General features: G+C 67.8%; 24 protein-coding genes. 12 read left to right on the forward strand and 12 right to left on the reverse strand.

Annotated elements, in window-relative coordinates; genetic code table 11:
• Positions 1-17: 17 nt before the first annotated feature.
• Entirely contained in the window at positions 18-1,538 is a 1,521-nt protein-coding gene (locus M673_RS20615; protein WP_061978593.1) for an MFS transporter, read from the reverse strand.
• Between the two features lie 90 nt (positions 1,539-1,628).
• On the opposite strand from M673_RS20615, the gene M673_RS20620 reads away from it, so the two are divergent.
• From M673_RS20620 to M673_RS20645, 6 genes are all read left to right on the forward strand, one after another.
• A complete protein-coding gene (locus M673_RS20620) occupies positions 1,629-2,174 on the forward strand; it encodes a TetR/AcrR family transcriptional regulator (RefSeq protein WP_061978594.1) in 546 nt (181 codons plus the stop codon).
• Between the two features lie 94 nt (positions 2,175-2,268).
• Positions 2,269-2,616: an ArsR/SmtB family transcription factor gene (locus tag M673_RS20625; protein ID WP_061978595.1), complete on the forward strand. Its 348-nt coding sequence runs from the start codon at positions 2,269-2,271 to the stop codon at positions 2,614-2,616.
• Positions 2,617-2,626: 10 nt separating this feature from the next.
• Positions 2,627-3,052 carry a YeeE/YedE family protein gene (locus tag M673_RS20630; RefSeq protein ID WP_061978596.1) on the forward strand — a complete coding sequence of 142 codons (426 nt, stop codon included), beginning with the start codon at positions 2,627-2,629 and terminating at the stop codon, positions 3,050-3,052.
• A 3-nt stretch (positions 3,053-3,055) separates the two neighbouring features.
• Positions 3,056-3,514, forward strand: a complete 459-nt coding sequence (locus tag M673_RS20635; protein WP_061978597.1) for a DUF6691 family protein — start codon at positions 3,056-3,058, stop codon at positions 3,512-3,514.
• The gene (locus tag M673_RS20640) at positions 3,511-4,329 is read left to right on the forward strand and encodes a sulfite exporter TauE/SafE family protein (RefSeq protein WP_082639927.1); all 819 of its coding nucleotides are present in this window, start codon (positions 3,511-3,513) and stop codon (positions 4,327-4,329) included. Before M673_RS20635 ends, M673_RS20640 begins: the two co-directional genes overlap by 4 nt.
• Before the next feature lie 49 nt (positions 4,330-4,378).
• Positions 4,379-5,284, forward strand: a complete 906-nt coding sequence (locus tag M673_RS20645) for an MBL fold metallo-hydrolase (RefSeq protein WP_061978598.1) — start codon at positions 4,379-4,381, stop codon at positions 5,282-5,284.
• Positions 5,285-5,351: 67 nt separating this feature from the next.
• Here M673_RS20645 and M673_RS20650 read toward each other — a convergent pair whose 3' ends face one another.
• The 5 genes from M673_RS20650 to M673_RS20670 all read right to left on the reverse strand — a co-directional run bounded on the left by M673_RS20650 (position 5,352) and on the right by M673_RS20670 (position 11,931).
• Positions 5,352-6,404, reverse strand: a complete 1,053-nt coding sequence (locus M673_RS20650) for a bile acid:sodium symporter family protein (RefSeq protein WP_061978707.1) — start codon at positions 6,402-6,404, stop codon at positions 5,352-5,354.
• Between the two features lie 50 nt (positions 6,405-6,454).
• On the reverse strand, positions 6,455-7,888 hold the full coding sequence (locus tag M673_RS20655; protein ID WP_061978599.1) for an NAD-dependent succinate-semialdehyde dehydrogenase: 1,434 nt from the start codon (positions 7,886-7,888) through the stop codon (positions 6,455-6,457).
• A gap of 29 nt (positions 7,889-7,917) precedes the next feature.
• Positions 7,918-9,510, reverse strand: a complete 1,593-nt coding sequence (locus tag M673_RS20660) for a gamma-glutamyltransferase family protein (RefSeq protein WP_061978600.1) — start codon at positions 9,508-9,510, stop codon at positions 7,918-7,920.
• 55 nt (positions 9,511-9,565) lie between these two features.
• A complete protein-coding gene (locus tag M673_RS20665; RefSeq protein ID WP_148640202.1) occupies positions 9,566-10,948 on the reverse strand; it encodes an aspartate aminotransferase family protein in 1,383 nt (460 codons plus the stop codon).
• Between the two features lie 137 nt (positions 10,949-11,085).
• Positions 11,086-11,931: a lysine/arginine/ornithine ABC transporter substrate-binding protein gene (locus tag M673_RS20670; RefSeq protein ID WP_061978708.1), complete on the reverse strand. Its 846-nt coding sequence runs from the start codon at positions 11,929-11,931 to the stop codon at positions 11,086-11,088.
• Positions 11,932-12,317: 386 nt separating this feature from the next.
• Here M673_RS20670 and M673_RS20675 point away from each other — a divergent pair, with 386 nt between their 5' ends.
• The 4 genes from M673_RS20675 to M673_RS20690 are packed head-to-tail and all read left to right on the forward strand — an operon-like array spanning position 12,318 to position 15,318.
• Positions 12,318-13,022: a GntR family transcriptional regulator gene (locus M673_RS20675; RefSeq protein ID WP_061978709.1), complete on the forward strand. Its 705-nt coding sequence runs from the start codon at positions 12,318-12,320 to the stop codon at positions 13,020-13,022.
• 34 nt (positions 13,023-13,056) lie between these two features.
• Entirely contained in the window at positions 13,057-13,785 is a 729-nt protein-coding gene (locus M673_RS20680) for an ABC transporter permease (protein ID WP_061978602.1), read from the forward strand.
• Positions 13,785-14,510 (forward strand): ABC transporter permease, encoded by a 726-nt coding sequence (locus tag M673_RS20685; protein WP_061978603.1) that lies wholly within the window; start codon positions 13,785-13,787, stop codon positions 14,508-14,510. The genes M673_RS20680 and M673_RS20685 overlap by 1 nt, the downstream gene beginning before the upstream one ends.
• A complete protein-coding gene (locus M673_RS20690; RefSeq protein WP_061978604.1) occupies positions 14,503-15,318 on the forward strand; it encodes an ABC transporter ATP-binding protein in 816 nt (271 codons plus the stop codon). The genes M673_RS20685 and M673_RS20690 overlap by 8 nt, the downstream gene beginning before the upstream one ends.
• A gap of 36 nt (positions 15,319-15,354) precedes the next feature.
• On the opposite strand, the gene M673_RS20695 is transcribed toward M673_RS20690, so the two are convergent.
• Genes M673_RS20695 through M673_RS20710 form a run of 4 tightly spaced genes read right to left on the reverse strand, consistent with a single transcriptional unit; the run spans position 15,355 to position 18,188 of the window.
• On the reverse strand, positions 15,355-16,512 hold the full coding sequence (locus M673_RS20695) for a glutathionylspermidine synthase family protein (protein WP_061978605.1): 1,158 nt from the start codon (positions 16,510-16,512) through the stop codon (positions 15,355-15,357).
• Between the two features lie 3 nt (positions 16,513-16,515).
• Positions 16,516-17,085, reverse strand: coding sequence for a DUF1190 domain-containing protein (locus M673_RS20700; RefSeq protein ID WP_061978606.1), 570 nt, complete (start codon positions 17,083-17,085; stop codon positions 16,516-16,518).
• A gap of 10 nt (positions 17,086-17,095) precedes the next feature.
• Positions 17,096-17,497, reverse strand: coding sequence for a DUF350 domain-containing protein (locus M673_RS20705; RefSeq protein ID WP_061978607.1), 402 nt, complete (start codon positions 17,495-17,497; stop codon positions 17,096-17,098).
• Positions 17,498-17,531: 34 nt separating this feature from the next.
• Positions 17,532-18,188 (reverse strand): DUF2491 family protein, encoded by a 657-nt coding sequence (locus M673_RS20710; protein WP_374755564.1) that lies wholly within the window; start codon positions 18,186-18,188, stop codon positions 17,532-17,534.
• Positions 18,189-18,295: 107 nt separating this feature from the next.
• Here M673_RS20710 and M673_RS20715 point away from each other — a divergent pair, with 107 nt between their 5' ends.
• Positions 18,296-18,721, forward strand: a complete 426-nt coding sequence (locus M673_RS20715) for a YjfI family protein (protein ID WP_061978609.1) — start codon at positions 18,296-18,298, stop codon at positions 18,719-18,721.
• Complete coding sequence (locus tag M673_RS20720; protein WP_061978610.1) at positions 18,718-19,467, forward strand: PspA/IM30 family protein; 750 nt, start codon at positions 18,718-18,720, stop codon at positions 19,465-19,467. Before M673_RS20715 ends, M673_RS20720 begins: the two co-directional genes overlap by 4 nt.
• Positions 19,468-20,021: 554 nt before the next feature.
• On the opposite strand, the gene mmsB is transcribed toward M673_RS20720, so the two are convergent.
• Together mmsB and M673_RS20735 are read right to left on the reverse strand one after the other, a co-directional pair.
• Entirely contained in the window at positions 20,022-20,912 is an 891-nt protein-coding gene (gene mmsB / locus M673_RS20730; protein ID WP_061978612.1) for a 3-hydroxyisobutyrate dehydrogenase, read from the reverse strand.
• A gap of 42 nt (positions 20,913-20,954) precedes the next feature.
• Positions 20,955-22,553, reverse strand: a complete 1,599-nt coding sequence (locus M673_RS20735) for a GMC family oxidoreductase (protein WP_061978613.1) — start codon at positions 22,551-22,553, stop codon at positions 20,955-20,957.
• Positions 22,554-22,556 lie beyond the last annotated feature (3 nt).

The following is a 22,556-nucleotide window of genomic DNA, read 5'->3' on the forward strand; positions in this document are numbered from 1 at the left end:
TGAGCGACGCGTCGGCCTCAGTGGGCGGGGCTGCTCCGCGCCCTGTAGCTTCCCAGCAGGAAGAACACGGCGACGGCGAGGGCCGCGAGAATCATCGCCGCGGTCGATAGAAGCGCCGTGTGGGTCTGACTGAAGGCGCGTTTCGCGGCGCCGATCAAGGCGGCGGCCTCCTCTCCCCCCATACCGTGGGCCACGAGAAACGCGTCGCCGATCGAGCGGGACGCCTGCTCGGCAAGCGGCGGCGCGAGCTCGGGCGGCAGGTCGATCGAGGCGGCGAAGACCGCCGACATGAACACGCCGAAGATCGTGATGCCGAACCCGGTGCCGAGTTCGTAGGAGGTCGCCTCCAGCGAGCCCGCAGCGCCACCCTTGGCCGCTTCCACCGATCCCATGATCGCGATCGAGGAGGCCGTCAGGCCTATGCTCAAGGTGAGGCCGAGCGCGGACAGCAGCGCGGGAACGGCGAGGCCGGGCTCGCCGAAATCGCTGAGGCCAAGGGCGCCGAGGCAGGCGGCGGCGATCAGGAGCGACACGCAGGCGACGCTCCGCAGGCCGAACCGGTTCGACAGCGTGCCGGCGACGGGGCCGCCCAGCGCCGCCGCGACCATGATCGGAATCATGAACAAGCCGGCCTGAAGCGGCGTCTTGCCCAGCACATATTGCAGCTCCTGCGCCAGCGTCAGTTCGACTCCCGCCAGCGCGCCGGACGCGACGACCGCCATGATGATGCCCGCCACGATGGCGGGATGCGAGAAGAGGGTCATGTCCAGCATCGGTGTCCTGGATCGAAGCTGCCAGCGCACGAAGATCGCGAGCAGAGCGGCGCCGGCGAGAACGATCAGCGCGACCAGCGGCAGCGGCTGCTTGGCGCCGAACCCGGCCTTGATGCCGTAGACCAGCGACATCATGCCCGCGATCAGGAGCAGCGCCTGGCCGATGGGCCATCGCCCGGGCACCGTCGCCTCGCCCTTGGGCAGAAGCAGGGCGCAGGCCGGCGCGACGACGAGCATGACGGGCACGTTCACCAGAAAGACGGAGCCCCACCAGAAATGGGCGAGAAGCCCGCCTCCGATCAGCGGCCCGACGGCCGCACCGGCCGCGCCGACCGTTCCCCAAAGGCCCAGCGCCATTGCGCGCTCGCCGTCGTCCTCGAAGGTCTTGCGAATGATCCCGAGAACGCTCGGCATGACCATGGCGCCGCCCATTGCCAGGAGGCCGCGCGCCGCGATCAGCAGGCCGGCGCTGGTGGAAAAGGCGGCCAGGGCCGAAGCCAGGCCGAAGACGACGAGCCCAAGCAACAGGATTTTTCGCGCGCCCACCTTGTCGGCCAGCGTCCCCATCGGCACGACCAGCCCCGCCATCAGCAGCGGATAGATATCGATGATCCAGAGCACCGCGTTGGCCGACGCGCGCAGATCCTGCGTCAGGGTCGGCACGGCGACATGCAGGATCGTCATGTCGAGGACGACCGGCAGAAAGGCCAGCATGACGGCGAGGAGGGTGAGCCAACGTCTGGGATCGGGCTGTTCGGCGGTCATGACGGATCTCTATCCCGGTTGCGCCGGGTTATATAAATACATACGTATGGATTTCAACGAGAATTCATCCGAGCGCGGAGAGCCGGACGCATGGGACGAAAGCCGACCATTACGCGCGAAACCCTGCTCGACGCGGCGGAGGCGATCGTGCGGGCCGAGGGGCCGCAGGGCCTGACGATCGATCAGCTGGCGAAAGCGGCCGGCATCTCGAAAGGCGGCGTGCAATATTCCTTCGCCTCGAAGGACGCCCTGGTGAAAGCGCTGGTGGACCGCTGGACCGACCGGTTCGACCAGATGCTCGAGCCCGATCGCGCGGCGTCACCGGCCGAGTTCGTCCGGCGCTACATCGCGGCCCTGCGGTCCTCACAGAATGCGATGGACGCCAAGATGGCGGGGCTGATGATCGCCTATATCCAGAACCCGGAAAACCTCAGCCAGACGAGGGCGTGGTATCGCTCGATCTTCGATCGGCTCTCGGGCGATGCACCGGAGGCCGAGGCCGCGCGCGTGGCCTTTCTCGCGGTCGAGGGCCTGTTCCTCATGCAGATCATCGGCTTGAGCGAAGACGGCATTCCCTCCTCCCTGCTCGATGATGTCGAGCGCGTTCTCTCCCGCCTGCTCGACCGCCCTCTCTGACCGGCTTCCTTCGGATTGCAGCACGACGATCTCTCGCGCCCTTGCATATTAGAATATTCTAAATTAGGTATCCCTCAACAAAGGGAGTATCGCGATGGATGGACTACAGGCGTTCGAGGAGAAGGCGGCCGAGGTCGCCGCGATCCTGAAGGCCGTCGCCAACGAGCGACGGCTGATGCTGCTGTGCAAGCTTCTCGACATGGGCGAGGCGACGGCGGGCTCGCTTGCCGAGGCCATCGGCCTGTCGCAGTCGGCCCTCTCGCAGCATCTCACCGTGCTGCGCGAACAGGGCATCGTCGCCTATCGCCGCGAAAGCCAGACGCTCTGGTACCGCATCGCCGACCCCCGCATTTCGGCGCTTTTCGCAACGCTCCAAGGCCTGTTCTGCCCGCCCGCAGACAAGGCGGACGACCCGGAGTCCGAGGGGCGCCTCGGCGCGTAGGAGAAAGACGTTGGATCAGTTCACCCCCCTCCCCGCCCTCTCTGGCGGCCTCCTGATCGGCCTGTCGGCCGCGCTTCTCCTCCTGGCGAACGGGCGCGTCGCCGGCATCAGCGGCATTCTCGACGGCGTGCTGAAGCCCGCCGGTTCCGAGTTCGAATGGCGCGCCGCCTTTCTCGTCGGCCTTATCGCAGCCGCCCCGTTGCTGATGTTCGCCGGCGTCGCACGGCCTCCCGTTTCGATCGACGTCACGCTGCCCGTCGTCACGCTCGCCGGGCTCCTGGTCGGGTTCGGAACGCGGCTCGGGTCCGGCTGCACCAGCGGCCATGGCGTCTGCGGCATCGCGCGCGGCTCGCGCCGGTCGCTCGCCGCCACGCTGACCTTCATGGCGAGCGCCATGGCCACCGTCTTCCTCGTCCGGCACGGAATGGGGGGCTGAGCGATGGCGCGCGTTCTTCTCGCTCTCCTGTCCGGCCTCGTTTTCGGCGCGGGTCTCGTGGTGTCGCAAATGGTCGTGCCGGCCAAGGTTCTCGGCTTTCTCGACATTTTCGGCGACTGGGACCCGAGCCTTGCCTTGGTAATGATCGGCGCGATCCTCGTCGCCGCGCCGGCCTTCGCGCTGGCACGGCGGATGGAGCGGCCGTGGCTCGGCGAGCGCTTCGAAATTCCCGCGCGGCGCGAGATCGATCGGCGCCTTCTGGCCGGCGCGGCCGTGTTCGGCATCGGCTGGGGCCTTGTCGGCCTCTGCCCCGGCCCGGCGCTCGCCGCGCTCGCGCTGGCCCCCGCCCCGGCGCTCGTCTTCGTCGCCGCGATGGTCGCGGGAATGCTCCTGCTTCGCCTGATGCCCGCCCCGCGCTCGGCGCCAAGCGCCGCCGCGCCCAAGCGGAGGGCGGACGCATGATCGCGCTGCCCTTCACGCTGGTATCCGGCGCCATGCTGGCATTGAGCGCCGCGTCCGGCGGCCTTGTCGGGCTGGTGCTCGGCCTGTTCGGCGGCGGCGGTTCGATCCTCGCCGTGCCGCTTCTGGTCTATGTCGTCGGAATCCCGTCGCCCCATGTCGCGATCGGCACGAGCGCCGTCGCGGTCGCCGCCAGCGCGCTCGGCAATCTCTGGCCGCATGCCCGCGCGAACCGGGTCAAGTGGCGCTGCGCGGCGGTGTTCGCCCTTGCTGGCGTCGCCGGCTCGCTGGCCGGCGCGGCATTCGCCAAGGCCGTCGACGGCGAGCGGCTTCTGACCCTGTTCGGCCTGGTCATGATCGGCGTCGGCCTCGCCATGATGCGTCGGAGAGGCACACAGGGCGATCCCGCCGTTCGGCTGACATGGGAAACCGCGCCCCGCCTTCTGCCGATGCTGATTCTCATCGGCTTCGCGGTCGGCCTCTTTTCCGGCTTCTTCGGCATCGGCGGCGGCTTTTTGATCGTGCCGGGGCTGGTTCTCGCCACGGGTATGCCGCTCGCCTTCGCCATCGGCACCTCGCTCGTCGGCGTCGCGGCCTTCGGGGCGGCGACGGCGGCGAGCTACGCCGCCTCCGGTCTCGTCGACTGGCCGCTCGCCCTTCTCTTCGTCGCCGGCGGTCTCGTCGGCGGCTGGGCCGGCGCCGCGCTCGGCGCGCATCTGTCGGGCCGCAAACAGGCGCTCGGCCTCGGCTTCGCGCTGCTCGTGGTCGCGGTCGGTTTCTTCATCGTCGCCAAGGGGCTTCCCGCCCTTCTCGGCTGACGCAGCCCATCCCAGAAAGCCCAGCCCATCCCAGAAAGGGAGACTTCGCATGGAATCGCCCAAACCCGCCCCGCTCGCGGGCAAGCCGATCGTCACGGGCTTTTTCGACGAGCGGACCTTCAGCGTCCAGTATGTTGTGGCCGATCCGCTGACGCGGGCCTGCGCCATCATCGACCCCGTGCTCGACTTCGACCCCAAGTCCGGCGCGACCGCCACCGGCTCGGCCGACGCGATCCTCGCCTTCATCGAGCGCGAGGGGCTGACGCTCGAATGGATTCTCGACACCCATCCCCATGCCGACCATTTCTCGGCGGCGGGCTATCTCCACGACCGGACGGGCGCGCCGACCGCGATCGGCGAAAAGGTGCGCGGCGTTCAGACCTTATGGCAGGGCCTCTACCATATCGAGGGGTGCTGCCCGACCGACGGCTCGCAGTGGAGCCGGCTCTTTGCCGACGGCGAGCGCTTCCGCATCGGCGCGCTGGAGGTCGAAGTCCTGTTCACCCCCGGCCACACGCTGGCCTCGATCGCCTATCGGGTGGGGGACGCCGTGTTCGTTCACGACACGCTGTTCATGCCCGACGGGGGAACGGCGAGGGCCGACTTTCCCGGCGGCAGCGCCGGGGTGCTGTGGGACAGCATCCAGCGCCTCCTCGCCCTGCCGGGCGAGACGCGCGTCTTTACCGGCCACGACTACCAGCCGGGCGGGCGCGAGCCGCGCTGGGAATCCACGGTCGACGAGCAGCGCCGCACCAACATCCATCTGGTGCGGGCTCCGACGCGCGAGGCCTTCGTGAGCTTGCGCGAAGCGCGAGACCGCGAGCTCGCCATGCCGAACCTCATCCTCCATTCGCTCCAGGTCAACATCCGGGGCGGCCGCCTGCCCGAGCCCGAAAGCGACGGGCGGCGCTATCTCAAGATCCCGCTCGACAGGCTGGAAGGCGCGGCCTGGTGAGCTCGGCGGGAGAGAGCCATTCGGGTTCTCTCCCGCCCTTGCTCGCGAGGACAATCCCGGAGGCGCTTCAGCCGATCCGCGCGCCGACCTGCTCCGCCTGGGGCTCGACGTCGAAATCCGTTTCGTCCGCCTGCACCGCCAGCGCTGCCGCGTCCTGCGCCGTCAGCGCGCGGAGCGAGTAGCGCCGCGCCAATCCGGCGCAGACCATGAGCTGGATCTGATGAAACAGCATGATCGGCAGCACGATCATGCCGACCTGCGGCCCCGCGAACAGAACGCTCGCCATGGGCAGCCCGCTTGCGAGCGATTTCTTGGAGCCGCAGAAGATCAGCACGATCTCGTCCTCCACGGGAAACCGCAGGACATATCGGCTGACGAGGGTGGTGACGGCCAAGACGAGGCCAAGAAGCACGGCGCAGAGGAGGACGAGCACCGCCAGATCCGCAAGGGCGAGGCGGTGCCAGATGCCGCTCGCGACGCCGGCAGAGAAGGCGACGTAGATCACGAGAAGGATCGAGCCGCGATCGAGAAGGCCGAGCCCCTTCTTGTGCTTGAGCACGAAAGCGCCGATCAGCGGGCGCAGCAGCTGGCCTGCCACGAAGGGCGCCAAGAGCTGCAGAACGATGTCGAAGAGGATGTCGAACGAGAAGCCGCCCGATTGGGTGTGCAGGAGAAGCGCCACCAGCGCGGGCGTTACGAAGATGCCGAGGAGGTTTGACGCGGATGCGGCACAGAGCGCGGCGGCGACGTTCCCTTGCGCGATCGAGGTGAAGGCGATCGAGGACTGCACGGTGGACGGCAGGACGCAGAGAAACAGGATGCCGGCGTAAAGCGGCTCCGACAGGACGCCGGGCACGAGAAGGCCGACGGCGAGCCCCAAGAGCGGAAACAGGGCATAGGTGCTGAGCAGCACCGCCGTATGCAGCCGCCAGTGCCGCAGGCCCGCGAAGGCAGCCTGCGGCGAGAGGCGGGCACCGTAGAGAAAGAACAGGAAGGCGATCGCGAGCTTTGCCGCAAGGCCGGCGGCCACCGCCCCCTGCCCCGACGCCGGCAGAAGCGAGGCCAGGGCCACGACGCCCAGCATGAGCGCGATATAGGGATCGATCGGCAATCGCTTCAGCAAGGCTTGGGTCCTTCGCGGCAGGGTCGGGGTTCGTCGGCGCGGGCGGGTCAGGCGGCGCTGGTGACGAGACGCGTGTCGAGATAGTTTTCGATGGCCTCCGAGCCGCCCTCGGACCCGTAGCCGGAATCCTTGATGCCGCCGAACGGCAGTTCGGGCAGGCCCAGCCCATGGTGGTTGATCGACAGCATGCCGCTTTCGACGTCGCGGGACAGGCCCGAGATCGTCCTGGCCGAAGTGGTGTAGGCATAGGCGGCCAGCCCATAGGGAAGGCGGTTGGCCTCGCGCAAGGCCTCCTCGTAGGTGTCGAAGCGGTTCACCAGGGCGAGCGGGCCGAAGGGCTCCTCGTTCATGACGCGCGCCTCCAGCGGTACGTCGGCCAGCACGGTCGGCTGGAAGAAGTTGCCCCGGTTGCCGATCCGGCTTCCACCCGTCACCAGCCGCGCGCCGCGCGACACCGCGTCGGCCACCAGCGCTTCCATCGCCTCGACCCGCCGACGGTTGGCGAGCGGCCCCATCGCGGTGCCCTCCGCTAGCCCGTCGCCGACCTGGATGGCCGATGCCGCTTGCGAGAACCCGCTGAGAAACGTCTCGAACGCGGCGTCCTGCACCAGAAAGCGCGTCGGCGCCACGCAGACCTGCCCCGCGTTGCGGAACTTCGATCCCGACAGCACCTTCACCGCCAGTGCCAGATCGGCGTCCTCGAAGACCAGGGCCGGGGCATGGCCGCCGAGTTCCATGGTCGCCCGCTTCATATGAAGGCCCGCAAGCGAAGCGAGGTGCTTGCCGACCGCCGTCGACCCCGTGAACGAGATCTTGCGAACCACGGGATGGGGGATCAGATAGCCGGAAATCGTGGCGGGATCGCCATAAACGAGATTGACGACGCCGGCGGGCACGCCCGCGTCGGCGAAGGCCCGGATCAGTTCGGCGCAGCTCGCCGGCGTTTCCTCCGGCCCTTTCAGGATCACGGAACAGCCGGCGGCCAGCGCGGCGGAGACCTTGCGCACGGCCTGATTGAGCGGGAAGTTCCAGGGTGTGAAGGCGGCGACCGGCCCGACCGGATGCTTCACCACCATCTGCGTGACGTTGGGCGCGCGGGCGGGAACGACGCGGCCGTAGGTCCGGCGCGCCTCTTCGGCGAACCAGTCGATCGTGTCGGCGGCGCCGAGCGTTTCGATCCGCGCCTCGCCAAGCGGCTTTCCCTGCTCCATGGTCATGAGGCGGGCGATACTCTCGGCTCGCTCGCGCAGGATGTCGGCCGCGCGGCGCATGAGCTTGGAGCGCTCCAGCGGGCTGATGAGGCGCCAGTCCCGGAAGGCGCGCTCGGCCGCCAGAAGCGCCTCGTCCAGGTCGCCTTCGCGCGCGTGCGCCACGGTGCCGATCGTCTCGCCCGTGCTGGGGGAGACGACCGCCAGCCGCTCGCCCGTGCCGTCGCGCCAACGCCCGTCCACGAACAGATGCGTGTCGGAATATCCGCTCATTCTCGTTTCTCCTCGTGCTGCCGACCCGGTCAGAAACCGAGGGCGCAGCCGTCCTTGCGATGGTCCGAGCCGCCGAGCAGCGCGCCGCTGTCCCAGTCGATCCAGATGCCCTGCGATCCGCCGATCGCCCATTTCGGCGGCTGAACGAAGAACCCGCGCCGCGTCAGCTCCTCGCCGATGCGCAGGCGCAGCCGTTCCTCGATCTCGACCGTCTTCGTGCCGGGCAGCGGGAATAGGCGCGGCAGGTCCATGGCGCTTTGCAGGTCCATTCCGTGGTCGAACAGCTTGGACAGGATGTGCGCATGACCCATGGCCTGATAATGGCCCCCCATGACGCCGAAGCTCATCACCGTGCGGCCGTCTCGCGTCACCATTCCGGGGATGATCGTGTGCATCGGTCGCTTGCGCGGGCCGATCCGGTTGGGATGGCCGGGCGCCATCGAGAAGCTCTGGCCGCGATTGTGCAGGAGCACCCCGGATTGGGGCGCCACGATGCCGCTGCCATAGGGATGGAAGATCGAGTTGATGAAGCTGACGGCGTTGCGGTCCCGATCCACCACCGAGATATAGACCGTGTCGGAATGCTCCACCGCATCCAGAACGGGAAGCGGGTCGATCGCACGCGACAGGTCGATCTCGGCCGCGAGCCGGTCCGCCAGTTCGTCCGATAGGAGATGGTCGACGGGAACGTCGCTGACGCTCCGGTCCGCCACGAAGGCGTCGCGCGCGGCATAGGCGAGCCGCGTCGCCTCGACCTCGACATGGATCGCGTCCACGTCGAGCGGGTGCGACCGGACGGGAAAGCGCTCCAGAATCTTCAGGATCATCAGCGCGACGATGCCCTGGCCGTTCGGCGGGCACTCGTGAACGGTCCACCCGCGATAGGTCACGCTGCACGGCTCGACATACTCTCCCGCCGCCTCGCCGAAATCCTCCAGCGTGTGCAGGCCGCCGAGAGCGGTGAGCCGGTCCACCATGTCCTCCGCCACGGCGCCGCGATAGAAGGCGTCTCTGCCCTTTTCGCCGATCGCCTCCAGGGTGGCTGCGAGTTCCATCTGCCGTTGCAGCGTTCCGACGGCGGGCGTTTCGCCGTTCACGAGAAAGAGTTCTCGTGCAACGGGGTCGGCGGCCAGCATCTCGCGCTGGCCCTCGATGTCGTGCGCGACGCGCGGCGTGATCGCGTAGCCCTGCCGCGCCATGGCGATGGCGGGCGACAGGATCTCGCGCATCGACATGCGCCCGTGATCGGCCACCAGGCGGGTCCAGGCATCCACCGCGCCCGGCACGGTGACGACATGCGGCGAAGAGCGATCCAGCGTGGTGACGCCGAGCTCTGCCAGCCGCTCGGGCGTCAGAGCGGCGGGCGTGCGTCCCGAGCCGTTGAAGGCGAGAACACGGTCGCCACCGCCGGGCGCCAGCAGCGCGAAACAGTCTCCCCCAATCCCCGTCGAGCCCGCTTCCACCACGCATTGGACGGCGCAGGCGCCGACCGCCGCGTCCACCGCGTTGCCGCCGGCCTTCAAAATCTCGACGGCCGTCAGCGTCGCGGCCGGGTGCGACGTCGCCGCCATCCCGTTCCGGCCGACCGCGAGCGAACGGCCGGGCTCTTCGAAATTGCGCATGTTCTCTCCATCATCCCCGTGTCTTGCGGCCGCGCCGCCCCTGCCCTTCGGCGTTTCAGGCCATGACCCGCTGGCGAACCCATTCGGCCGTGTCGTCCAGCGCCAGCTCGATCCGATCGAAGAGATCGTCGATCTCGGCTTCGGTTATGATCAGCGGCGGGCAGAGGTTGACCGTGTCGCCGAGCGCCCGCGTGATGACACCGTGCGCCTGCGCGCGTTTTCCCGCATGGACGGCCACGGCGAATTTGGGGTCGAACGGCTCCTTGGTCGCCTTGTCGCGCACGAGTTCCAGCGTGCCGATCAGGCCCATGCCGCGCGCGTTGCCGACCAGCGAATGGGCACCCAGCGCGCGCAGGCGCGCCTGAAAGCGCGGGGCGATGGCGCGGACATGGCCGACGATGTCGCGCTCCTCGTAGATCTTCAAGGTCTCCAGGGCGACCGCCGTCGCCACGGGGTGCCCGCCATAGGTGAAGCCGTGGCCGAACGTGCCGATCTTCTGGCTTTCGGAGACGATCGCGGCCTGGATCTTCTCGTTGATCATCAGGGCCGAGATCGGTTGGTAGGCAGCGGACAACTGCTTGGCCATGGAGATCATGTCCGGCTTCATGCCAAAGGCCTCGGACCCGAACAGCGTGCCGAGCCGCCCGAAACCGCAGATGACTTCGTCGGCGATCAGCAGGATGTCGTAGCGGGCGAGAACCGCCTGGATCTTCTCGTAATAGGTCGGCGGGGGCACGATGCAGCCGCCGGATGCCATCAGCGGTTCTGCGAAGAAGGCCCCGACCGTCTCCGGCCCCTCCTTGAGGATCAGGGCTTCCAGCTCTTCCGCGCAGCGCGTGGCGAAAGCCTCCTCGCTCTCGCCCGGCTGGGCGTAGCGGTAGTGGAGCGGGCAGGACGTGTGCAGGACGCGGTCGATCGGCAAGTCGAAGTCGCGATGGTTGTTGGGAAGGCCGGTGAGGCTCGCCGAGGCGATCGTCACACCGTGATAGGCCCTGACGCGCGAGATGATCTTCTTCTTCTCGGGCTTGCCGATCGCGTTGTGATAATACCAGACCAGCTTCATGGCCGTGTCGTTCGCCTCGGAGCCCGAATTGGCGAAGAACACTTTCGACATGGGAACGGGGGAGAGGGCGAGCAACCGCTCGGCCAGCTCGATCGCCGTCTCGTGCGACTTGCCGCCGAACGAATGGTAGAATGGAAGCTGCTCCAGCTGCCGGATCGCGGCGTCTACGAGGCGCCGTTCGCTGAAGCCGAGCGAGGCGCAGAACAGGCCGCTCAGCCCTTCGATATAGCGATTGCCGTCCGTATCGATGATGTGGATGCCATCGCCGCCAGCGACCACGAAGGGCCCCTCTTCCAGATGCTTGGCGGCATTGGTGTAGGGGTGAAGGACGTGGGCGACGTCACGCGCTTCGAGGGAATTGGGGATCGCTGGCACGATGGCCTCCGAAAATTGAGCGGGCGGACGAGCCTTGGCCCGGCGCATGGTCGGTCTTGAGCTGGTGGGGGAAACGCGGGCCGCATGACGGCCCGGCGGCCCGGTCTCGCCGAGCCGCCGAACGGAGGATTCGGGCGTTACTTCGCCGTGGCCTTGAACCACTTGTCGGACAGCTTATCGATTGTGCCGTCGGCCTTGGCGGCGGTGATCGCCTTGTCGAACTCGGCTTTCAAAGCCGTGTCGTCCTTGCGCAGGCCGACCGCGATGCCCTGACCGAAGACATCGCCCTCGAAGGTTGGGCCGGCGATCTCGTAGCCGGCGAAGTCGGGCTTGCCCAGCATGGCGTCGAGCGAGGTCTTCTGGGCCACGACCCCGTCGATGCGCCCGGCAGCGAGATCGAGATTGTGCTGCTCGACGGTCTTGTATTCCCGCACCTCAACGGCGCCCTTCAGATATTTCTCCAGGAAGGCGACGTTGGCGGTCGAGCTCTGGGCGCCGATGGACTTGCCCTCCAGCGCCGCGCGCAGCGGCTTCAGCTCGCTCTCGACCTTGGCGGGGTCTGCCGCGAGATCGACGCTCGTCCCCGTGCCGGGAAGGCCGGCGAGCGCGCCGTCCTTCTCCACCATGAAGGCGGCCGCGGTCGGCGCATAGGGTTCGCTGAAGGAGATGGCCTGCTTGCGTTTGTCGGTGACGATCATGGACGCCATGATCGCGTCGAACTTGCGCGCGTTGAGCGAGGGAATGAGGCCGTCCCAGTCCTGCGCCACCACGGTGCAGGTGACCTCCATGCGCTTGCAGAGATCGGCGGCCAGATCGACCTCGAAGCCCTGAAGCGTGCCGTCGGCCGCCGTGAAGTTCCAGGGCTCGTAGGCCCCTTCCGTGGCGATGGTGACGGTGGTCGGCTTGGTCTGCGCCGGAGCCGCCACGGTGGATGCGAGCAACGCCGTCATCGCGGCGAGAAGCGGAATTCTGCAAGAGAGCATCGGATCACCTTCGATGGACGCCGGCGGGTTGAGGCGCGCGGCAGGGGAGGAAACGGGGCCGCGTCGGCGCGAGGCTCGGCGGGCGGCGGTGGCAAGGCAAAGGCGTTCGAGCGGGCCTTTGGCGGAGAGCTTCATGGTGTTCGCGGCGGCATCGTTTGCTGGGTCGAATATCGGGCATCGCTCCAACCGGCGCCGGGGCGACAACCGGACTTGCCTTTGTTTTCTACAATCGGTCAATATGCCTATTGCGTGGGACATCCAATGTTGGGTACATAATCGTATCCAATTTGACGAGGCAAGAGAATTTGTCAGCACCCGCCTTGCTCCCCGATGGTGTCGATGCGACCGACAAGCCCCACCAGCTCGACAAGACGGGACACGGCGCCGTGACCACTAACGATCCATCGGAAACCCAGTCCGTCCGGCAGGCGACCTATCTCCAGCTCAAGGACCTGATCCTGAGCGGCCGGGTCCGCCCCGCAGAACGGCTGGCGGAGAGCGCTCTGGCCAAACGCTTCGGCGTCAGCCGCACGCCGCTTCGCGAGGCGCTGATGAAGCTGGAGCGCGAGGGGCTCGTGGTCGGGGAGCGCAACGTCGGCTACACCGTGGCCGATCTCGATGTCGGCGCGGTCTGCGACCTCCTGCGCGTTCGCGAGGCGCTCGACATCTGCGCCGCCGAGCTGGCCTGCGCCCGCGCGACGGACGAAGACCTGGCCGAGATTTCCGGCATCGTCGACGAGATGGCGGCGCTTCGCTCCAGCTCGGGAATGACGGCGTCCGATCAGGCCCGCAATCTCGAACTCGGCCTCCACATCCACAAGGTCATCGCCCGCGCCACGCGCAACGAGGCGCTTCTGCGCGTCAGCGAGCAGATCTACCAGCAGCTGCAATTGGCGCTCTGGCTCGAAGTGCTCTGGATCGACCTTGCCGATTCCGATCTCGCCGAGCACCGCGCGATCGCCGATGCGCTGAAAGCGAGGAATCCCGAGGCCGCCGCCACGGCCGCGCGAGACCATGTGCAAAGCTCGCTGCGCAACATGATGAAGCTCGAGGAACTGATGAAGCACAGGCGCCCGCCCACGGGCGCCTGACCAAAGCTCGCCCCTCCAACCCGAGGTCCCCGCCATGCCGCCCGCCTTGACGGACTACTTCTCCCTCGTCGGTTTCGGCCCCGGTGGCTGGGGCGCCGCTCTGCTGACGGCGACGGCGATGACCCTGGCCGTCTCCGTCTGCGGCTTCGCCGCCGGTTCGGCGCTCGGCGCCCTCGTCGCCTGGGCCAAGCTGTCGCGGCGGCGCGCCTTGCGGGTCTTGGGAGACGCCTACACGACCGTGCTTCGCGGGGTTCCCGACCTCCTCGTCATCTATCTCTTCTATTTCGGCGGCAGCGCCGTGCTCGGCTCCGTGGCGGGGATTTTCGGCGCGGGCGGCTTCATCGGCATGCCTGCCTTTCTGACCGGCATGCTGGCGATCGGCGTCGTGTCGGCGGCCTATCAGGCCGAGGTCTTTCGGGGCGCGTACCGGTCCGTCGCCAAGGGCGAGCTCGAAGCGGCGCGCGCGGTCGGCATGCGCCCCTGGCCGATGGCGCGCCGCATCGTGGTGCCGCTGGTGCTGCGCTACGCCGTGCCGGGCCTCGGAAACACCTGGCAGCTCGTCCTGAAAGAATCCGCCCTGATCTCGGTGACGGGTCTGGTCGAACTCCTGCGTCAGTCGCAGATCGCCGCCGGCTCGACACGCAAGCCGCTCGACTTCTATCTGACGGCCGTTCTCCTCTATCTCGCGATCACCTGGGTCTCCACGCTCCTGTTCCGCCGGGCGGAAACACGGGTGTCGCGCGGCGTCCGGAGGGCTGTCTGATGGACCTTCCCTTCCTCTGGAACACGTTCGTGGTGCTGCTCGGCGGGCTGCCGCTGACCCTGGAACTGGCGGCAATCTCGATCCTGGCCGGCTGCCTCCTGGCTCTGGCGATCGCCTTTCTCGGCAGCTTCGCCGGCCCTCTCGGCTCGGGCTTCGCCAGCGCCTATGTCTTCGTGTTTCGCGGCTCGCCGCTCTTGGTGCAGATTTTCCTGATCTACTACGGACTTGGGCAGTTCCGACCGACGCTGCAGCAAATCGGCCTTTGGCCCTTCCTGCGCGATCCGTTCTGGTGCGCGGCCCTCGCGCTGACGCTGAACACCGCCGCCTATGGCAGCGAGATCTTCCGGGGCGGCCTCAGGGCGGTGCCCGCCCGCGAGGTCGAGGCGGCACGCGCCTGCGGCATGTCCGGCTTCCTTCTCCTGCGCCGGATCATCGTTCCCATCGCACTGCGCCAGGCGCTTCCCGCCTATGGCAACGAGATCATCCTGATGGTGAAGGCCACGGCGCTCGCCTCCATCATCACCCTGATGGAGGTAACCGGCCTCGCCCAGAAGCTGATCTCGGAAACCTTCCGCGCCGTGGAGGTCTTCGTCGTCGCCGGGGCGATCTATCTCGCCCTCAATTTCATCCTCACCCGCATCGTCCTCGCCGTCGAGCACCGCCTGTCGCCCCATCTTCGCGACAGCCGCGTCCGGGAAATCGATGTCAGGAGCGCCCATGCTTGAGCGACAACGCCCCGTCCCCTTTCCCAAGGCCGGCACCGTTCCCGCCGTGTCGGTCACCGATCTCAGAAAATCGTTCGGCGCGCTCGAAGTCCTCAAGGGCGTGTCGCTCGAAGCGCGGGAAGGCGAGGTGATCTCGATCCTCGGCTCCTCGGGATCGGGCAAGTCCACGATGCTTCGATGCATCAACATGCTGGAGGTTCCCGACTCCGGCGATGTTGCGGTCGGCGGCGAGATCATCGCTTTGCGCAAGCGACGCCACGGCACCGAACCAGCCGACCGCCGGCAGGTGGACCGGCTGCGCGCCCATATCGGGATGGTGTTCCAGAGCTTCAATCTCTGGTCCCACATGACGATCCTAGAAAATGTCGCGGAAGCGCCGATCCACGTTCAGAAGCGCCCGAAGGCGGAATGCCTGGAAGAGGCCGAGGCGCTTCTCGCCCGCGTCGGCATCGCGGACAAGCGCCATCACTACCCCTCGCAGCTTTCCGGCGGGCAGCAGCAAAGGGCCGCGATCGCGCGCGCGCTCGCCCAAAGGCCCAAGGTCATGCTGTTCGACGAGCCGACCTCGGCGCTCGACCCCGAGCTCGTCGGCGAGGTGCTGCGGGTCATGCGCTCGCTGGCCGAGGAAGGGCGCACCATGCTGGTGGTCACCCACGAGATGGGCTTCGCGCGCGACGTGTCCAGCAAGGTGCTCTTCCTTCACAAGGGCGCCGTGGAAGAGGAAGCGACACCCGCCGACTTCTTCTCCAACCCCACCTCCCCTCGCGTCCGCGAATTCCTGTCGCTTTCGGCGGGGCATCGACTCTGAGCAAGGAGCCCTGCTCGGGTGGAACGCGAAGCGGCGTCAGTCCACGATCGCATGCGGCACGAAGCGGGAAAGGTTGCAGGTGATGCGGGAGCGATCCTCGCGGATGCCGAGGCCGCAGGCGAGATCGCCGACGACCCATGTGCCGAGAACCGCGAACTGCCCCGCCGCCTCGAACAAGGGCGTGAACGCCTGCACCACGGTCGGCCCCTCGCCGTAGTCGCCCTCCGTCTCCTCGGCCGTCCGGCCGTTCTCCAGGATCGCGACGTTCTCTCCCTCGCGCGAGTGGAAGGGCTTGCGCACGCTGCTGGTCACCGTTTCGGCTCTCGGGTCGTCCGCGAAGAAGGCGGGCAGAAGGTTGGGATGCCCGGGATGGCGCTCCCAGAGGAGCGGTAGGATGCCCTTGTTGGAGAGGATCGCCTTCCAGGGCGGCTCCACCCATTGCGTGCCCGAGGTTGGGAGATGGCGCGCATAGGGCTCGCGCATCATGTCTTCCCAAGGATAGAGCTTGAAGCAGCGATCGATCACCCGCTCCATCGGATCGACGAAGCGCCCGGCCTCGTCCACGCCGATCGAACCCATGTCGATCAAGGCCGTGCGGTGCCCGGCCTGCACGGCGCAATCCATGAGATAGGCGGCAGTGCCGCGATCTTCGTCGCTGGCGGTGATCGCGGCGAAATGGAAGATGCGGTCCGCCGGATGGGCGGCGAAGGCGGAGATCAGGCTTTCCTGGATCAGGTTGAACTGATCGGCGCCCTCCGGCAACCGGCCGAGTCCAACCTGATCGATCAGCCAGTCATACTGGAAATAGGCGGCTTCGAAGACGCCGGTCGGCGTGTCGGCGTTGTATTCCAGAAGCTTGGCCGGGCCTCGCCCGTCATAGGCGAGGTCGAACCGGCCATAAAGCGAGGCTTCGCCGGCACGAAAGGAGGCGCGCACCGTGTCGAACTGATCGACGGGAATGGCGAGCCGCGTCATCAGAGCCTCGGACTCCACGACCTCGGCCGCGAGATCCCGGCACATCTCATGCAGGGCCTGCGTCGGCGCCTCGATCCCCTCCTCGATCTCCTCCATGGTGAAGCGGTAGTAGACGTCGTCCAGCCAATAGGGCTCGCCATACATTTCGTGGAAGCCGAAGCCGACGGCCTCCGCCTTGGCTTGCCAGCCGTCGCGGGCGGGAATGGTCAGGCGTTCCATGCGTCACCCGCCATGGGAGCCGCCACGCCCGAAGGACAGGCCCCCGAAGCCGCCGCGCGAGATGGCGCGCGTGTTCACGTTGGCCGGGCGGGGCGGGGTGACCTCAGTCCCGACTACCGGGTCCGAGCGCAGGGTCTTGCCGGAGCGGTTGGTGAAGATCGGCGTCGAGCGCGGATAATAGCCGCCGCTGTAGCTGCCGCTGTAGCCCGAATGGCTCTGCACCGCCGAGGACAGGAGATAGCCGGTCATGAGAGGCAGGAAGATGCTGCCGACGCCCGGCTGGCCCGGCTGCTCGCGCGGCACCTCAACGCAGTGCCCGGCCCCATACTCGCTCTCGCAGGCCGTCCCGCTGTCGAACCTGGGGGCCGAGCGCATGTGCTCCTTCATAGCCGCCTGATATTCCGACTGGCAGACGCCGGTGGAATAACCGGCCTCGACGCATTGCGCGACCGAGGTGTACATCGTGTTCTCGTCCGGCCCGCCGTCGCAGCGCGACAAGACCAGCGTCCCGGCAGCGATCGTGCCGAGGGCCAGGAGCGGCCCGCTTGCGAGATCGGTGAAGCGCTTCCTCATGGCGGCGGTCTCACGACGTCATGCAGGCGGCGTTGAGGACGCCGACCGCCAGCGAAATGCCCGCCGACCAGAGCCCGCCGGCCATTTCGCCCTCCGTGATGCGCCGGGGCATGTCGCGCATGGCAAGGCACGCGACGCCGAAGGCGATCGCCTGGAACACGCCGCCGATCACCGCCCAGATCGCGAAATCGGCCAGCGACACGGAATGGGCGGCGGCGGACGCGAGCGGCAGCGAGAAGCCGAGGATCGCACCTAGAAACGCCACCACCGCCGCCGAATTGCCGGTGCGGATCAGGCGCAACTCATGCTGCGGGGTCAGCGCGGAATAGGCGGCCGCGAAGGCGGCAAGGGCCGCGAGGCCCGTGGCGAAATAGGCGAGAAAGGCCGGCAGGCCCGCGACGTAGCCGAACATGTCGGGAGGGTTCCTTTTGCGAAGAGTCGAGAGGTCAGAGACGGCGCACGTCGGCCGCCATCAGCCCGTAGCCGATGATGAACTCGATCGAGCTTCCCTGCGCGGCCGCCTCCTGGCCGAGGTCGCGCTCGATATTGATGAGCAGCATCTCGCGGCCCTCGCCCAGCTGGCGGGCATAGAGCATGCAGGACTGATGGATCTCGCGGCGCGCCTCGCCGTCGTCCACGGTCTCGACGAACTCCACGAGATCGGCCCGTCCCGAGCCCTCCCCCCAGAAGCGCTCGAACAGGACGCCGTCGGCGTCGTAGCGCGGCTGGCCGATCAGGCCGGCGGGCCCGCGCCAATGGGCCCACTCGGCCGAGCCGACGGGCACCACGCTGTCCCAGGGGCGGTAGAGGCTGACGTCAATGAGATCGTCGCCCGGCGCGCCGGAGGCCGACAGCACCTGGAGGATCGTGTTGTCGGCATCATAATAGCGCGACAGGATCATGTCCGCGTCGAGCCGCGCCTCGCCATAGGCGGCGACGATCATCATGCCCCCGGCGGGCACGGGCATCGCCGTCGACGCGCCGGCCATCGTGGCCTGGAGGCTGAGCGTGTCGATGTCGATGCCGCCGCCGATGGCGACGCCGAGAGGGCCGCGCTCCGCGGGAAGGTCGCTCGCCTCGCTCCCCGATCCCCAACCAAAGATGCGTCCGATCATCGCTTCGTGCCTTGTTCCGTCCCGCACAACCAGTATGACATAACGGCCACCCGGTGAAGGCGTGGTGACGAGTTCGAACGGGAGTTCGCAAAGACGTGGCAAACTGGAACCTCGCATCCCTTACGGAACTCTTTGCGGCCGATCCGCCGGCGCTCGGCGACGTGGACGTGTCGGTCGAGGGCGACGTCCTTCGCGTGACGCTGAAGGAGAGAGGGCATCTCGATGTCTTCGTCGTCGCCGGCGGCGACCAGATCCTCGCCAGCGTGATGCTCGCGCCCGCCGAAAGCGTGCCGAACCGGTCCGCCTTCGAGCGGTTGGCGCTGAAGACCCACAAGCTCGTGCCGCTCTCCACCTTCGGCATCTCGACCGTCAACGGCGAGGAATGGTACGAGCTGTTCGGCTCGCTGTCGGCCCGGTCCTCGGCCGAGGTCGTCGTGGAAGAGATCGCCGTTCTCGCCGGCAACGCGGCGGACGCCGCCGCCTTCATGTCCGAGTGGCGCCAGGGAAAGGGCCAAGCATGAGCGTTTGGGGCAAGCTGTTCTCCGCCGTGCGCGGGGGCATCAACGAGGCGGCGGAAAGCGTGGCGGACACGCAGGCGCTGCGCACGCTCGATCAGGAAATCCGCGACGCGGACGCCGCGCTGCGCAAGGCGCGCGCCGACCTCGCCGGCATCATGGCCACCGCCAAGGCGCTGAGCCGGCGGGTGGACGAGGCGCGGGCCAAGGACCAGAAGGATCTGGAATCGGCGCGCGCCGCCATTGCGGCGGGCCGCGAGGACCTGGCCCGTCAGCTGGCCGACCGCATGTCGCGCAACCGCTCGGACCTCTCGCGCGACGAGGCGGAGCTGCAGCGCCTTCAGGCGTCGCAGGCGCAAATGCTGCGCGCCGTGCAGGACACCGAAACGCGCATCCAGACGATGCGCCGCGAGGTGGAAAGCGTGAAAGCCAACGAGTCCCTCCTGAAGGCGCAGTCGGCCATCGCCTCCAGCCATGCCGGCGTCAACTCGCGGCTCGGCAGCGCCATGGAATCGCTGGAGCGGGTGAAGAAGCGGCAGGAGGCCATCGCCGGGCGGATCGAGGCCGGCGCGGAACTCCAGGCGCTGGAAAGCGGCTCCTCGCTTGATCGGGCCTTGCTGGAAGCGGGGATTGGCGGCAACCGCTCGTCGTCGGACGACGTCTTCGCCGAGATCCTGCGGGCGGAGCCCAAGCGGGACGAACTCCCATCGCCCGCGTCGGTCCCCGGCATCGGCTACGAGCCGAAATCCTGACGACGATTCGGCACTCGGCGGCGAAGGGCCGCCGAGCTTGCGGGATGCGGGGGCACCTCCGCGCGGATCGGCAACGGTCCGTGCGGGCATGTTGGCTCGACCCGGCCTGACGGCGGAGAAGCACTGGCGGACCGCCCCGGCCGGGTCGCCCAACAGTCTCTCCATTCATACCCTGCCGTCTTCGTCGGTTTGCTGCAGGCCCGCGCATGATCTTCGTAGAAGGTAAGACCTTCAACTCCGCGCGCGTTCTCTTAAGCTGCGATCTCTGGTGCCAGCGTTTCGGGCGGCTCTTTTGCGCGACCTGCTCGGCGTCTCTGATCATCCGATCGAGGGCGATCGATGTTCCGATGTCGGAAACGCGCTCCCTCGCGAATGGGAAAAGGTGCTTCGCCAAGACGATCACGTAGCGCCTTTGGGCCGGATGCGAGTGCTCTTCGCTCCCAAGCCATGCGGCGGCGATCGGGCTTCGTGCCGCGTCTCCCTCGCCTCCAGCGCGCACTGGCTCGAATGCCAGCGCTCTGCATAAAGCTCGACGGTTCTTCCCGTCTTGCTCCTCAGGCACCCCCATCCCGCAAGTGCCGGATGATGCCGGAAAAATCGACATCGCCCTGCCCAGCCTCCGCGAAACCCGCATAAAGCTGCTCGGCATGGTGTCCGAGCGGCGTCTGCGCGCCGCTCGCATCGGCTGCCGCCTTGGCCAGCCGCAGGTCCTTCAGCATCAGGTTCGTCGCAAAGCCCGGCTTATAGTCGTTGTTGGCGGGCGAGGCGGGCACGGGGCCGGGTACGGGGCAGTAGCTGGTGAGCGACCAGCACTGGCCGGAGGAGGTCGAGGCGACGTCGAACAGGGCTTGGGGCGACAGGCCCAGCCGCTCGGCCAGAACGAAGGCCTCCGCCACCGCGATCATCGAGACCCCGAGGATCATGTTGTTGCAGATCTTCGCCGCCTGCCCCGCCCCCGGCCCGCCGCAGTGGACGATCCGCGAGCCCATGATCTCGAGAAGAGGCCGAGCCCTTTCGAACGCGGCGGCCTCGCCGCCGGCCATGAAGGTAAGCGTTCCCGCCTCCGCGCCCTTGGTGCCGCCCGAGACCGGTGCGTCGAGCGAGGCGAAGCCGGCCTGCGCGGCGAGGTCGTGCGCGCGCCCCGCGCTTTCGATGTCGATCGTGGAACAATCGACCAGCAGCGTGCCGGGTGCGAGATGCGGCAGCGCCTCCTGCCAGAGCGAGAAGACATGCGCTCCCGCCGGCAGCATGGTGATCACCACGCCCGCCTCGCGCACCGCCGCCGCGAGCGTTTCCGCGACCGGCAGGCCATCCGCCCGCGCCGCCTCGACTGCTGCCGGCGAAACGTCGAAGGCCGCCAGCGCGTGGCCGGCGCGACCCAGATTTAGAGCCATCGGTCGGCCCATATGGCCGAGACCGATAAAGGCGATGCGGTTCGAACTCATGATGGCATCCTTGAAAAAACGCGGCAGGCGACGAAAGGCGGCTCAGCGCCAAGACTGAAGGATCAGATCGGCGGCCTTTTCCGCGATCATCAGCGTCGGCGAGTTGGTGTTGCCGGAGACGATGCGGGGCATGATGGAGGCGTCCGCCACGCGCAGGTTGCCGATGCCCCGCACGCGAAGCGCGGGATCCACCACGGAGCCCTCGTCCGCGCCCATGCGGCAGGTCCCGGCGGGATGAAAGATCGTGGTGCCGATAGCGCCGGCGGCGGCCACCAGTTCTTCCTCGCTTTCGAACTCCGGCCCCGGCTTGAACTCCTGCGGCCGGTAGGGCCGGAGCGCGTCCTGCGACACGATGCGGCGGGTCAGGCGGATGGCGTCGGCGGCGACCCGCCGGTCAGTCTCGGTGGCAAGATAGTTCGGCCGGATGGCGGGCTGTTTTTTATGGTCGGGCGCCAGCGCATGGACGCTGCCGCGACTGTCCGGGCGCAGATTGCAGACGCTGGCGGTGAAGGCGGGAAAGCTGTGGACGCCCTCGCCGAACTTCTCCAGGCTCAGCGGCTGGACGTGATATTGCAGATTGGCCGTCTCGAAGGACGGATCGGACCGCGTGAAGACTCCGAGCTGGCTCGGCGCCATGGACATCGGCCCCGAGCGCATCACGGCATATTCCAGCGCGATCGAGGCCTTTCCGAGAAGCGTGCTCGCCCGCTCGTTGAGGGTGCGGATGCCGCTGACCTTGTAGGCGCAGCGCAGCTGCAGATGATCCTGCAGATTCTCGCCGACCTCGCGCCGCTCGGCGACCAGCGCGATTCCCGCCGCGCCCAGCACCTCGCCCCGACCTATCCCCGAGAGTTCCAGGATATGCGGCGAGCCGATCGCGCCTGCGCAAAGAACCACCTCACGGCGGCAGGCGGCGCGGCGCACCTCGCCATCAGCTTCGAACTCGACACCCTTGGCCGCCCGATCTTCGATCAGGAGCCTGCGGACATGCGCGCCGGTCACGACGGTGAGATTCTTCCGGTGCCGCACCGGCTTCAGGAAGGCCTTGACCGCGTTCCAGCGCACGCCCCGGCGCTGGTTCACCTTGAAGTAGGAGGAGCCTTCGTTGTCGCCCCGGTTGAAATCCTCGATGCGCGGAATGCCGGCCTGCTCCGCGGCGGCGCGGAAGGCGTCGAGAATGTCCCAGCGCAGGCGCGGCGGCTCGACGCGCCATTCGCCGCCAACCCCGTGCATCTCGTCGGCCCCGGCGAAATAATCCTCCGAACGCTTGAACAGCGGCAGGACATCGTCCCAGCCCCAGCCCGCGCAGCCCATCTGGCGCCAGAGATCGTAGTCGCGCGCCTGTCCGCGCATGTAGATCATGCCGTTGATCGAGGAGCAGCCGCCCAGCACCTTGCCCCGGGGATAGGCGAGCGCGCGCCCGTTCAGCCCGGCCTCGGCGTCGGTCTGGAAGCACCAGTCCGTGCGCGGATTGCCGATGCAGAAGAGATAGCCGACCGGAATGTGGACCCAGGCGTAATTGTCCCGCTGTCCGGCTTCCAGGAGGAGAACCGAAGCGTTCGGATCGGCCGACAGGCGGTTGGCCAGCGCGCAGCCCGCCGTGCCGCCGCCGATCACGATGAAGTCGTAGGCCTCCTCCATCGG

It is taken from the genome of Aureimonas sp. AU20, from assembly GCF_001442755.1.
Classification (GTDB): domain Bacteria; phylum Pseudomonadota; class Alphaproteobacteria; order Rhizobiales; family Rhizobiaceae; genus Aureimonas.